10 protein-coding genes and 1 pseudogene are annotated in these 12,582 nt (G+C 55.8%); 5 read left to right on the top strand and 6 right to left on the bottom strand.

The annotated features are described in order from the left end of the window. Positions 1-260 (top strand): hypothetical protein (locus ACSZO1_RS19310; protein ID WP_437615532.1); only part of this gene is annotated, 260 nt, incomplete at its 5' end. On the opposite strand, the gene murQ is transcribed toward ACSZO1_RS19310, so the two are convergent. Then, complete coding sequence (murQ, locus tag ACSZO1_RS19305) at positions 226-1,134, bottom strand: N-acetylmuramic acid 6-phosphate etherase (protein ID WP_437615530.1); 909 nt, start codon at positions 1,132-1,134, stop codon at positions 226-228. The two genes, ACSZO1_RS19310 and murQ, sit on opposite strands and share 35 nt — an antisense overlap. 223 nt (positions 1,135-1,357) lie before the next feature. Next, the gene (gene gltP, locus ACSZO1_RS19300) at positions 1,358-2,662 is read right to left on the bottom strand and encodes a glutamate/aspartate:proton symporter GltP (RefSeq protein WP_437615528.1); all 1,305 of its coding nucleotides are present in this window, start codon (positions 2,660-2,662) and stop codon (positions 1,358-1,360) included. 523 nt (positions 2,663-3,185) lie between these two features. Here gltP and acs point away from each other — a divergent pair. The 3 genes from acs (at position 3,186) to ACSZO1_RS19285 (ending at position 7,313) form a co-directional block, all read left to right on the top strand. Continuing rightward, complete coding sequence (gene acs / locus ACSZO1_RS19295; RefSeq protein WP_437615526.1) at positions 3,186-5,141, top strand: acetate--CoA ligase; 1,956 nt, start codon at positions 3,186-3,188, stop codon at positions 5,139-5,141. Between the two features lie 202 nt (positions 5,142-5,343). Further along, entirely contained in the window at positions 5,344-5,655 is a 312-nt protein-coding gene (locus ACSZO1_RS19290) for a DUF485 domain-containing protein (protein WP_437615524.1), read from the top strand. Further along, positions 5,652-7,313 (top strand): cation acetate symporter, encoded by a 1,662-nt coding sequence (locus tag ACSZO1_RS19285; RefSeq protein WP_437615522.1) that lies wholly within the window; start codon positions 5,652-5,654, stop codon positions 7,311-7,313. The genes ACSZO1_RS19290 and ACSZO1_RS19285 overlap by 4 nt, the downstream gene beginning before the upstream one ends. Before the next feature lie 318 nt (positions 7,314-7,631). On the opposite strand, the gene ACSZO1_RS19280 is transcribed toward ACSZO1_RS19285, so the two are convergent. From ACSZO1_RS19280 to ACSZO1_RS19270, 3 genes are all read right to left on the bottom strand, one after another. After that, positions 7,632-8,174, bottom strand: coding sequence for a YfaZ family outer membrane protein (locus tag ACSZO1_RS19280; RefSeq protein ID WP_437615520.1), 543 nt, complete (start codon positions 8,172-8,174; stop codon positions 7,632-7,634). A 107-nt stretch (positions 8,175-8,281) separates the two neighbouring features. Then, positions 8,282-8,980, bottom strand: coding sequence for an LrgB family protein (locus ACSZO1_RS19275; protein ID WP_437615518.1), 699 nt, complete (start codon positions 8,978-8,980; stop codon positions 8,282-8,284). After that, positions 8,973-9,398 carry a CidA/LrgA family protein gene (locus ACSZO1_RS19270; protein WP_437615516.1) on the bottom strand — a complete coding sequence of 142 codons (426 nt, stop codon included), beginning with the start codon at positions 9,396-9,398 and terminating at the stop codon, positions 8,973-8,975. The genes ACSZO1_RS19275 and ACSZO1_RS19270 overlap by 8 nt, the downstream gene beginning before the upstream one ends. A 105-nt stretch (positions 9,399-9,503) precedes the next feature. On the opposite strand from ACSZO1_RS19270, the gene ACSZO1_RS19265 reads away from it, so the two are divergent. Next, positions 9,504-10,406, top strand: a complete 903-nt coding sequence (locus tag ACSZO1_RS19265) for a LysR family transcriptional regulator (protein WP_437615514.1) — start codon at positions 9,504-9,506, stop codon at positions 10,404-10,406. A gap of 489 nt (positions 10,407-10,895) precedes the next feature. Here the strand turns inward: ACSZO1_RS19265 and ACSZO1_RS19260 are convergent. Further along, positions 10,896-12,533: pseudogene (locus ACSZO1_RS19260) on the bottom strand (Na+/H+ antiporter). Positions 12,534-12,582 lie beyond the last annotated feature (49 nt).

Raw genomic sequence — 12,582 nt, 5'->3', positions numbered from 1 at the left:
TTCCGGCAGCCTTCAGTGGTCTTTGCAGAGTTAAGACAGGCGGCTTAGCGTTGCACTTCGAACTTGAATCCGCCCATCAGGGAAACAATACCGGCTGGCAGGTATTAAAGAGCAATAATGATGTCACGCCGGATATGCCCATCATGCTTCAGGCTGAAGCGCGCCACTCCCCCCTGAGGAGTCGTGGCAGGCAGTGGCAGGAGAACAGAATGATGCAGGCTATCGTCATGCCCCGGCGTGTTGTAGCGCCTGGCGAATAAATCCGCCATGCTGCAGCAATAATGCCCGCGCGTCGTCGGCAGATAACTGTGCCAGCAACATCAGGATCGCGGTTTTACAGTGGCCGTCGCAGTCCGCCAGCGCCTGTTGCGCCTCTTCGTCACGGCACCCCGTCGCCTGCACCACGATATTGACCTGGCGCTGCACCAGCTTCTTATTGGTCGCTTCCACATCGACCATCAGGTTGCCATACACTTTCCCGCTGCGGATCATCGCGCCAGTGGTCAGCATATTCAGCACCAGTTTTTGCGCCGTGCCCGCTTTCATACGCGAAGAACCGGTCACCACTTCCGGCCCCACCACCGGCGTCAGTGCGATTTCCGCCGCCTGCGCCATCGGGCTGCCAGGGTTACAGGTCAGCGCCACGGTGGTGGCGCCCAATTGACGTGCGTACACCAGTGCCGCCAGCGCATAAGGTGTGCGGCCACTGGCGGCAATCGCCACCAGCACATCATTGTGCGCAAAATGCAGCGCCTGCAGATCAGCCACGCCCAGCTCGCGGTTATCTTCCGCGTTTTCCACTGCCTGCAGAATCGCTTTGTGTCCGCCCGCAATCAGCGCCACCACCTGCTCTGGCGGCGTGCCGTAGGTTGGCGGGCACTCACTGGCATCCAGTACTCCTAAGCGGCCTGATGTGCCTGCGCCGGCATAAATCAGTCGCCCGCCGCGCTGAAACGCGGCGGTAATCGCATCCACTGCACGGGCAATCTCCGGCACAATCGCCTCAACCGCCAGCGCCACTTTTTGATCTTCGTGATTAATGACCCGCAGCATCGCTTCCGTTGAAAGCTCATCAATGTTTTCGCTGGCCGGGTTACGCCCTTCGGTGATCATACCGCTCAGGTCAATTTTCATACACACTCCGCACAAAAGTCGTCTGGGAGAATAATGAGAGATTACGTGGGGATAAGCAAAAAAAAACCCGTCCAGGAGGACGGGTTTCTCACGATAATGCCGCGTTTACAGACCACGTTGTCGCCACATTTTAGGGGAAACATCCCGATGGCTCCGGAGCGGCCTGACCGCGGAGGAGCGCGGGATGGTCGCCCCGGGCATCTCACTCAACCAGACGGTGGTGTTACGATGCCGCCACACGGGTACGCAGACTCAGCTCATACTCCGCCGCCTGCTGGTTGTCGAACTGGTTTTCCCATTTCGCAATCACCAGTACCGCCAGCGCATTACCGATCACGTTCAGCGCAGTACGCGCCATATCCATAATACGGTCAACACCGGCAATAAACGCCAGACCTTCCAGCGGAATACCGACGCTGCCGAGGGTCGCCAGCAGTACCACAAAGGAGACGCCAGGCACACCGGCAATCCCTTTCGAGGTCACCATCAGCGTCAGTACCAGGATGATTTCCTGGCCGAGCGACAGATCAATGCCGTACAGCTGGGCAATAAAGATCGCCGCGATGCTCTGATACAGCGTCGAACCATCGAGGTTAAACGAGTAGCCAGTCGGCACCACAAAGCTGGTGATCGACTTCGGTGCACCATAGGCTTCCATCTTCTCCATAATGCGCGGCAACACGGTTTCCGAGCTGGAGGTGGAGTACGCCAGAATCAGCTCATCCTTCAGAATACGCATCAGGGTGGTGATACGCAGCTTGCACATACGCGCCACCACGCCCAGCACCACAAAGGCGAAGAACAGAATCGCGGCGTACACCAGGATCACCAGCTTCGCCAGCGGCCACAATGAGGCGAAACCAAAGTTGGCGATGGTCACCGAGATCAGCGCAAACACGCCAACCGGTGCGTAACGCATGATCATGTGCGTCACTTTAAACATGGTTTCTGACGTCGAACGGAACACCTTCAGCAGCGGTTCACGATGCTCTGACGGCAGCGACGACAGACCCAGGCCAAACAGTACGGAGAAGAAGATGATCGGCAGCATGTCACCTTTGGCAATCGCGGCGAAAATATTCGTCGGGATCAGGGACATAATGGTAATCACCAGGCTGTGCGCCCCGCTCTGTACCTGCTCGGTTGTGGCTTCGTATTTAGAGATGTCCACCGTTGCCAGCTTCGACATATCAATGCCGCTGCCAGGCTGAAACACATTGGCCAGGGTAATCCCTACCACGATGGCAATGGTGGTAATCACTTCAAAATAAACAATGGTTTTGACACCAATACGACCCAGTTTTTTCGCATCGCCCACGCCGGCAATGCCGACAATTAGCGTGGAAATCACTATCGGTACGACGATCATTTTGATCAGATGGATAAAGATATCGCCAGCCGGGCTGAGAAAGTTAGTGACTAACCATTCACGCTGTTCTGGCTGATTATGCAGTACCGCTCCGACCACGATCCCCAGCACCAGCGCAATCAAAATTTGCCAGGCAAGGCTGATTTTTACACCTTTCATAACGCTTAATTTCCTTAACAGAACCTCGTTCCCGCGTATCGCATGCGGAAGGTTTACACTCTAGGGAGGCGGATAATTATCCAGTAAATCGAGGGTTATTAACGGTTGATGCCCGAATTTTGGGCGCGTAATCAGTACCATTTTCACTGCCATAAAAGCAACCCTTAGCGGCTTTTCACTCAACAGCACGGCGCAGGAAGCAGAAAATGCTGATTCACCCGGGAAATCATAACCAGCTGTTATAAAAAGGGTTATTTCCCTGATTTTTGGCATAGATATGCAGATTTGCGCAATTAACCGCCTGCACTGTTTGCTGTTTTTTTAGGCAGCACAATTGGACCTTTCCTACAATTAACACCAGAAGATTCTCACCGTTTTGGCGCAGCAAGCACGTAAAAACTCTGGAAATTTTATCTTGTCTGTTTCTCGTGATCTGTCGCGCAAAAAAGAAACAAAGACGGCCTGCCATCTTTAATTAACCATTGATTGACATATCATTAACAAATTCCAAGAGGGAGCAGCCATGAGCCAAATACATAAGCATCCTGTTCCGGCAAACATTGCGGAAAAAAACCTGATTAATGCAGAGCAGTATCAGTCAATGTATCAGCAGTCGGTGCAGGACCCCGATGCATTCTGGAGTGAGCAGGGCAAGATACTGGACTGGATTAAGCCTTACAGCCAGGTGAAGAACACCTCCTTTGCACCAGGTAACATTACGATTCGCTGGTATGAAGATGGCACTCTGAACCTGGCGGCAAACTGCCTCGACCGCCATTTGCATGAACGCGGCGACCACCCGGCGATTATCTGGGAAGGGGACGATGCCAGTGAAAGCAAAACCCTGACCTATCGCGAACTGCATCGTGATGTGTGCCGCTTTGCTAACAGCCTGAAAGAGCTGGGTATCAATAAAGGCGATGTGGTCGCTATTTATATGCCGATGGTGCCGGAAGCGGCGGTGGCAATGCTGGCCTGCGCGCGTATTGGTGCAGTGCATTCGGTGATTTTCGGCGGTTTCTCCCCGGAAGCCGTGGCAGGTCGGGTGATCGACTCCAGTGCCAGACTGATCGTCACGGCCGACGAAGGTATCCGCGCCGGTCGCGCCATCCCACTGAAAAAGAATGTGGATGAGGCGCTGAAAAACCCTGCTGTAAGCACAGTGAGCAATGTCGTGGTGTTACGCCGTACCGGCAAAGAGATCGCCTGGCAGTCTGGCCGCGATCTGTGGTGGCATGAGCTGGTGAATACCGCGTCCGCCCACCATCAGCCGGAAGAAGTGAATGCGGAAGATCCGCTGTTTATCCTCTATACCTCCGGCTCCACCGGCAAACCGAAAGGGGTGCTGCACACCACTGGCGGTTATCTGGTGTATGCCGCCACCACCTTTAAATATGTCTTCGATCACCAGCCTGAGGATATTTACTGGTGTACCGCTGACGTCGGCTGGATCACCGGCCACAGTTATCTGCTGTACGGCCCGCTGGCCTGCGGCGCGACCACGCTGATGTTCGAAGGGGTGCCAAACTGGCCAACACCGAGCCGCATGGCGGAAGTGGTGGATAAACATAAGGTCACCCTGCTGTATACCGCACCGACCGCGATTCGTGCGCTGATGGCCGAAGGCGATCGGGCGATTGAAGGCACTGACCGTTCCAGCCTGCGCATTATGGGCTCCGTCGGCGAACCGATTAACCCGGAAGCCTGGGAATGGTATTACCAGAAAATTGGCGACAGCCGCTGCCCGATCGTCGATACCTGGTGGCAGACGGAAACCGGCGGCTTTATGATCACGCCACTGCCAGGCGCGACAGAACTGAAAGCCGGTTCGGCTACCAAACCGTTCTTTGGCGTACAACCGGCACTGGTGGATAACGAAGGCAATCCGCAGGATGGCGCCTGCGAAGGTAATCTGGTGATTGTCGACTCCTGGCCGGGTCAGGCACGTACCCTGTTTGGCGACCATGACCGTTTCGAGCAGACCTACTTCTCCACCTTCAAAAATATGTATTTCAGCGGTGACGGCGCACGCCGTGATGAAGATGGATACTACTGGATCACCGGTCGTGTGGATGATGTGCTGAATGTCTCCGGCCATCGTCTCGGCACCGCCGAAATCGAATCAGCGCTGGTGTCACATCCGAAAATCGCCGAGGCGGCGGTGGTGGGTATTCCTCATAACATTAAGGGCCAGGCGATCTATGCCTATATCACCCTGAATCATGGCGAAGAGCCGTCCCCCGAACTCTACACCGAAGTGCGCAACTGGGTGCGTAAAGAGATTGGCCCGATTGCCACACCGGATGTGCTGCACTGGACCGATTCACTGCCGAAAACCCGCTCCGGCAAAATTATGCGTCGCATCCTGCGCAAAATCGCCGCAGGCGACACCAGTAACTTTGGTGATACTTCGACCCTCGCCGATCCTGGCGTAGTAGAGAAATTAGTGGAAGAAAAACAGTCAATTAAGATGCCTTAAGCTGCTGTACTTCACCGTACGTAAAGTGAAGGAATATAACAACAACCACCAAAGCTCAGAGGCGTTATCGGCGCAGCTAATTTGCGTTCGGCCAGCGCGCAGCCACCGGAGCGTACACGCAGTACGTAAGGATGGCGAGCACTGCCCGGACGCAAAGTAGCAAGCAAGATAGCCTCCCATTTAAACCTCTGGAGATGCTGGAATGAGTGATGTTATCTATCAACGGATCGAAAACAGTTCCCTGTTCAAACAGCTGGTGCATAAACGCCAGTCTTTCGCCCTGTTTCTGTCCTCGATTATGCTGGTGCTGTACGTCGGTTTTATTTTACTGATCGCCTTCGCACCCGGCTGGCTGGGAACGCCACTGCATGAAGGCACCAATGTTACTCGCGGCATACCGATTGGCGTGGGTCTGATTGTTATCTCCTTTGTGCTGACCGCCATCTATGTCTGGCGCGCCAACCGCGAGTTTGACCGACTGACCCAACAGATTCTCAGCGAGGTGAAAGGATGAAAGCGCGTTATGCAGCTCTGGCAGCATTAACGTTGCTGCCCCTGTCGGCGCTGGCCGCCGATGCCATCTCCGGCGCGGTCGAGAAGCGCACCACCAACTACGAAGCGATTATCATGTTTGTGGTGTTTGTCGCGGCGACGCTGGGTATCACTTACTGGGCGTCAAAACGCACCCGTTCCCGTAAGGATTACTACACGGCGGGCGGCAATATCACCGGCTTTCAGAACGGGCTGGCGATGGCGGGCGACTACATGTCTGCCGCCTCTTTCCTCGGTATTTCCGCCCTCGTCTACACCTCTGGCTATGACGGGCTGATCTACTCGCTCGGCTTTCTGGTGGGCTGGCCGCTGATCCTGTTTCTGATTGCTGAACGTCTGCGCAACCTCGGGCGCTACACCTTCGCGGATGTGGCGTCCTATCGTCTGCAGCAGAAACCGATTCGCACCCTCTCCGCCTGCGGCTCGCTGGTGGTGGTGGCACTGTATCTGATCGCCCAGATGGTGGGTGCCGGAAAACTGATCCAGTTGCTGTTTGGCCTCGATTATCATGTTGCTGTGGTGCTGGTCGGCATTTTAATGGTGATGTATGTGCTGTTTGGCGGTATGCTGGCGACTACATGGGTACAGATTATCAAGGCCGTGCTGCTGTTATTCGGCGCGACCTTTATGGCATTGATGGTGATGAAAACCGTCGGCTTCAGTTTCAATAACTTATTTACTGAAGCGATGGCGGTCCACCCGAAAGGCCAGGAGATTATGCGGCCCGGCGGGCTGGTGCATGATCCGATCTCGGCGCTCTCACTAGGACTGGGTCTGATGTTTGGCACCGCCGGTTTGCCGCATATTCTGATGCGCTTCTTTACCGTCAGCGATGCCCGCGAAGCGCGCAAAAGCGTGCTCTACGCCACCGGCTTTATGGGCTACTTCTACTTCCTCACCTTTATTATCGGCTTTGGCGCGATCCTGTTAGTCGGTGCTAACCCTGCCTTTAAAGATGCCACTGGTGCGCTGATTGGCGGCAACAATATGGCGGCGGTGCATCTGGCGGATGCGGTCGGCGGCAGTCTGTTCCTCGGATTTATCTCGGCTGTGGCCTTCGCCACCATTCTGGCGGTGGTTGCCGGTCTGACGCTGGCGGGGGCTTCGGCGGTTTCGCACGACCTGTATGCCAGCGTGTTCCGCAAAGGCCATGCGACCGAGCGCGAAGAGCTGCGGGTGTCAAAAATCACGGTACTGATTGTTGGCATTGTGGCGATTCTGCTGGGGATTATGTTTGAGAAGCAGAATATCGCCTTTATGGTGGGTCTGGCCTTCTCCATCGCCGCCAGCTGTAACTTCCCGATTATTCTGCTGTCGATGTACTGGTCGAAACTGACCACGCGCGGCGCGATGATTGGTGGCTGGCTGGGGCTGTTAACGGCGGTGATACTGATGATCCTCGGCCCGACGATTTGGGTGCAGGTGCTGGGGAATGCCAAACCGATCTATCCGTATGAGTATCCGGCGCTGTTATCGATGCTGGCGGCGTTTATTGGTACCTGGCTGTTCTCGATTACCGATCACTCAGCGGAAGGTGCGCAGGAGCGGGGGCGTTTCCGCGATCAGTTTGTGCGTTCGCAGACCGGAGTGGGGATTGAGCAGAGCAGTAAGGCGCATTGATCAACAAGGCCGGGCAATGCCCGGCCTTAAACTATGCTGGCGACCCCAAACTGCTCTGAGGTGCCGCATGGCGTTCGCTGCTTTGCTCAGATTGGCCGCGTTGAGTTCTGTGCTCTGCCCGGACTCGTTGCTTTAAGTTCTGGGCCCTGCTCAGAGAACACGGTCAGCTACGGAAAGTCGCAAAACGCGTCATCCATGACTGCTCGGCCCACGCCGTCCATGGCGCGGGACGCTTTCCTCCGCTGACCGTGTTCCCTTCGCTTTGAGTTTGGGTGTTGCTGTCGCATGTTTCTTGCACCCTGAGCTATAGGTGTCAGATCAGAAACGCAGTGACGCGCCCGCGTAAGGACCGTTCGCCAGCACGTTATCGCTGCGGCCATCTTTGCCATCCAGCGACAGATATTTATAACCCACACGCAGATTCAGCATCTGGAATGGCGTAAAGCTGATGCCACCAGCCGCTTCCTGATAGCTGTCAATATGCGTGGAGAGAGATTCTGGCGAATAGTAGTACTCACCATATACGGCAAACATTTTGCTCAATGGCACCTGAACACCGCCGCCCAGTGCAATCGCATAGCCATCGCTGGTGTTTTTCGGATCGATATACACCGCTTTTACCGCTGGCGTCACAAACGCCGAACCCACCTGGAAGTTATAACCCAGACGCAGACCGGCGACTTTACCGTCATGGTCGCTGCGCATCCAGTTGCCAGACAGGCTCAGACCTGGGGTGGTAGTGCCCATCCCCACATTGATGTTGGTATAACGACGACCTGCATCAACACTGCCTTCAATCGCCTGGGCGCTTCCGGCCAGCAGCAGCATCGCCACACCGCTGCCCAACAAGAATTTATTCATTGCCGCACTCCATTGTTAAACGGACTTTATTGTAGAGCCAGCATGGTAAACGAACAAAAGTGTATTTAACAATCGGTTATGGACGTATTTACACGGCTATTCAGCGCTTACAATGTCGCCCACATCAGGTGGCCAATTAGCGGCGCCAGCAGCACCGTCACCACGCCGGATAACATCATGACCAGGCTGGACACCACGCCTTCCTGCTGACCCAGTTCATATGCCTTCGCCGTGCCCGCCCCATGCGATGCCGCACCAAAGCCCGCGCCTTTCGCCAGCCCCTGCTTCACCGCCAGACGAAGAAACAGAATATCGCCTACCGCCATCCCAAAGACACCGGTGATCACCACAAACAGCGCCACTAAATCCGGCTGCCCGCCCAGCTGTTTTGCCGCCTCCAGCGCGAAAGGCGTAGTGATCGAACGCACCGCCAGACTGCGCTGAATGTCCTCCGGCAGCGTCAGCAAACGCGCCAGCCACACCGAACTCAGCACCGCCACCAGCGTGGCAGTCAGCACGCCAGCCGTCAGCGACAGCCAGTGACGGCGAATAATCGCCATGTTCTCATACACCGGCACGGCAAATGCCAGCGTGGCCGGCCCCAGCAGCCACAACAGCCAGCGGTTCTCACCGATATAATCCTGCCAGGAGATATGTGTCACCAGCAGCAGAACCACCAGTACGATCGGCGTCATCACCAGCGGCATCAGCATCAGCTTACGCCAGCGGCGGTAAAGCGTTTTATTCAGGAAATAGACCAGCAGTGTGGCGATGAGACAAATCACGCTCAGAATAAAATCACTCATCATGTGCCTGCCTGCGTTGCGCCAGCCAGAGTTCAAAACGGTACACCCGATCCACCACCAGCGCCGTTGCCCCCAACACCAGCAGAGTGCTGACCGCGATCACCAGACAAATACGCCAGCCTTCCACGCGCAGCAGCTGTGAATAGTTCACCACCGCTACCACCGCAGGTACAAAGAACAACAGCATCTCTGCCAGCAGCCAGCGCGACCCGGCACGTACCCAGTTAAGCGGTAATACGCGCAGCATAATCAGCGCCAGCAGCAGCAACATGCCAACAATATTGGCCGGTAACGGCAGATGCAGCCAGGCGACCAGTTGTTCCGATGCAATAAACATTGCGGCGTACAGCGCTACCTGTAGCGGCACCTGTAAACGTTGCAGTCGTCCCGCCCGATGCGGATGCAAAGCCAACGCCATGATCTTTTTCCTCTCAATGACTTAACGGCAACAAGTATAAAGCGGTGACAAAGCGTGCATAAAATGAATTAAAATCATTGAAACTATGCCAGAAAGGAATGATTAATGGATATCCGAGCGCTGCGCTACTTTGTCGAGGTGGTACGTCAGCAAAGCTTTACCCGTGCGGCGGAAAAACTGTTTGTCACCCAGCCCACCATCAGCAAAATGCTGCGTCAGCTGGAAGATGAACTGGCATGTACCCTGCTGATCCGCGAAGGGCGTAAACTGCATCTGACCGACAGCGGTCAGGCGGTGTATCAGCGCGGGCTGACCATCATGCAGGAATTTAAGCAGCTGGAAACCGAAATCAGCGATATCAATGAACTGAAAACCGGCGAGCTGCGGCTGGGGATCCCACCGATGGTGGGGATGCAGATTGCCGGTTCGATTTCCGCTTTTCGTCAGCGTTACCCCGGCATTGAACTGAAGATCTCCGAGTTTGGCGGCCTGGCCGGACAGCTTGCCGTGCAATCCGGTAGCCTCGACCTGGCGCTGACCGCTCTGCCGCTGGAAGAAGAGGTGCAGCTGAACACTCTGCCCCTGATGAGTCATCCGCTGTGTGTGCTGGTGCCACGTAATCCGGCATGGCTGCAGCGCAGCAGTATTGCGCTGGCGGAACTCGCCGACCATCCGATCCTGATTTACAACGAAGAATTCTCCCTGAACCGCCAGCTAATGCGCGCTTTCCAGCGTAGTGGCTTCACGCCACATATCGCGGTACGCAGCGGTCAGTGGGACTTCCTGGCCGCGATGGTGCAGGCTGGTATGGGCATTGCGGTACTGCCGGAACCGATTTGTCAGCGGCTGGATAAACAGTCGCTACTGTGGCTGCCGCTGGAATCGGAACTGGAATGGAAACTGGGCCTGATCTGGCGTGAAGGCAGCTACCTGTCACGCAGCGCGCAGGCGTGGATCAGCTGCTGCCGGGAGTTCTGGCCCGGAGATGCCCCCACGTTATCGGTGTAACAGAGCACAGGCAACGCCCATACACACATCGTGCAGGTAACACAGACACCCCTGAAAAAACTCAGAGCACACGACAACCACACAGCAGCTCAGGGTTCAGGGTTCAGGGTTCAGGGTTCAGGGTTCACTAACAGCAACACAGAAAATCAAAGCGCAGGGAACACGGACAGTGGAGGAAAGCGTCCCGCGCCATGGACGGCGCGGGCCGAGCGGTCATGGATGACGAAAAGCGACTTTCCGGAGCTGACCGTGTTCCCTGAGCAGGCACCCAACTAAAAGCGACACCCTTAAACAGACACCGAACTAAAAGCGACCCCCTTAAACAGACACCGAACTAAAAGCGACGCCCTCAAACAGGCACCCAACTAAAAGCGACCCCCTTAAACAGACACCGAACTAAAAGCGACGCCCTCAAACAGACACCGAACTAAAAGCGACGCCCTCAGGAACAATACCCTCAACAGCATTACCCAGCCCTGAAGCCGTAACTTAATGCTCCTCTTTCTCCACCAGCAACGCCTCCGGCAGATCCAGATCATGCAACAGCTTACGCATCGTCTCACTGCTGATCTTCTGCGTCGCGCGCAAATGGTACACCTCGGCACGTTCAGCACGCAGCGCCGTCAGACGGAAACGACGCTCAAGATTTTCCGCCACCAGCGCACGATCCAAATCATCTTTGCCATCGACACGACGACGCAAATTGCCGATCACGCGCGAACTGACCTCTTTCAGCAACTCATTATCGATATTCTCCTCCGTGTCCGTCGCCAGCCGCTCTTCCATCTTATGCAGACTGTCGATCGCCACACCGGCCATCGCCGCACGCGCATGCTGTATCTCATGACGATGCACCGACTTATCGATCCCCTCCACCCCGCGCAACAACAGCGGCAACAACACCACGCCAACCAGCAGCGAAAACAGAATCACGCCGGTGGCGAGGAAAATCAGCTCATAACGTGCCGGGAAAGGTTCGCCATTACTCAGCAACAGCGGAATCGACAACACACCGGCGAGCGTAATGGCGCCACGCACCCCGGCAAAAGAAGCAACCAGCAACTCACGCGGCTAATAGTTAGCAAACTCCAGCGGCTTTTTACGCAGAAAACGCTTACTGAAACGCTGCATCAGCCACAGCCAGCCGTAACGCACCACCATCAGCGCCGCGTAAATCAGCACCACATCGGTAAACAGCATCCACAGCTCGACATTCGGGTCGGCTTCAGCCTGGGCAATCGAGGTTTCCAGAATTCCCGGCAACTGCAGACCCAGCATCAGGAACACCATGCCGTTAAACACAAACTCCAGCATCTGCCAGACGCTATTAGCACGCAGACGCATCGCCAGCGGCGCCTGACGCATAATCCCGGAACGGGTAATGGTCATCCCGGCCGCCACCGCCGCGAGAATGCCGGACACGCCGAGATGTTCGGCAATCAGATAAGACGCAAAAGGCAACAGCAGCAACAGCACGGTCTGCGTCGCAGGATCGTCACCACTCAGACGGCTGAACAGCCGCAGTGAACGGCCAAACAGCCAGCACACCGCAATCCCGGCCAGCAAGCCACCCACCGCCACCTTCACAAACTCGACACTGGCACCGGAGACGGTAAACACCATCGTGCCCATCGCCACTGCGACAGCAAACTTCAGCGACACCAGACCCGATGCGTCGTTCATCAGGGCTTCCCCCTGCAGAATCGACATAATCTTCTTCGGAATACGCCCTTCACCCACGATACCGGAGAGCGCCACCGCATCGGTCGGCGACAACACCGCCGCCAGCGCAAACGCCGGGATCAGCGGAATCCCCGGCACCGCCCAGTAAATCAGATAACCAATCCCGACCACGGTAATCAGCACCAGCACTAACGCCAGGCCAATAATCTCGCGGCCATGATGCAGAAACTCGCTGGTCGGTGTTTTCCAGCCATCAGCGAACAGCAGCGGCGGAATAAACAACACCAGAAACAGTTCAGGGTCGAAATCGACATGCAGGCCAAATGTCGGTACCGCCAGCATCGCACCAGCAGCGATTTGCACCAATGGCAGGGGAATTTGAAACGGAATAATCCGCGCGGCAACACCGGAGAGCGATACCGCGAATTCAGATAATAAGTGCAACGCTTGGTCATGTGGATGGAGGGACGGTTAGCTACCGATAAGCTATCCT

This window comes from Erwinia sp. V71 (assembly GCF_965644245.1).
Classification (GTDB): Bacteria; Pseudomonadota; Gammaproteobacteria; order Enterobacterales; family Enterobacteriaceae; genus Erwinia.
This window is presented reverse-complemented; position numbering and strand designations above follow the sequence as displayed.

Bases quoted from the DNA above. Each gene is read 5' to 3' on its own strand.
- murQ (WP_437615530.1), bottom strand. From the start codon at position 1,134: ATGAAAATTGACCTGAGCGGTATGATCACCGAAGGGCGTAACCCGGCC.
- gltP (WP_437615528.1), bottom strand. From the start codon at position 2,662: ATGAAAGGTGTAAAAATCAGCCTTGCCTGGCAAATTTTGATTGCGCTG.
- acs (WP_437615526.1), top strand. From the start codon at position 3,186: ATGAGCCAAATACATAAGCATCCTGTTCCGGCAAACATTGCGGAAAAA.
- ACSZO1_RS19290 (WP_437615524.1), top strand. From the start codon at position 5,344: ATGAGTGATGTTATCTATCAACGGATCGAAAACAGTTCCCTGTTCAAA.
- ACSZO1_RS19285 (WP_437615522.1), top strand. From the start codon at position 5,652: ATGAAAGCGCGTTATGCAGCTCTGGCAGCATTAACGTTGCTGCCCCTG.
- ACSZO1_RS19280 (WP_437615520.1), bottom strand. From the start codon at position 8,174: ATGAATAAATTCTTGTTGGGCAGCGGTGTGGCGATGCTGCTGCTGGCC.
- ACSZO1_RS19275 (WP_437615518.1), bottom strand. From the start codon at position 8,980: ATGAGTGATTTTATTCTGAGCGTGATTTGTCTCATCGCCACACTGCTG.
- ACSZO1_RS19270 (WP_437615516.1), bottom strand. From the start codon at position 9,398: ATGGCGTTGGCTTTGCATCCGCATCGGGCGGGACGACTGCAACGTTTA.
- ACSZO1_RS19265 (WP_437615514.1), top strand. From the start codon at position 9,504: ATGGATATCCGAGCGCTGCGCTACTTTGTCGAGGTGGTACGTCAGCAA.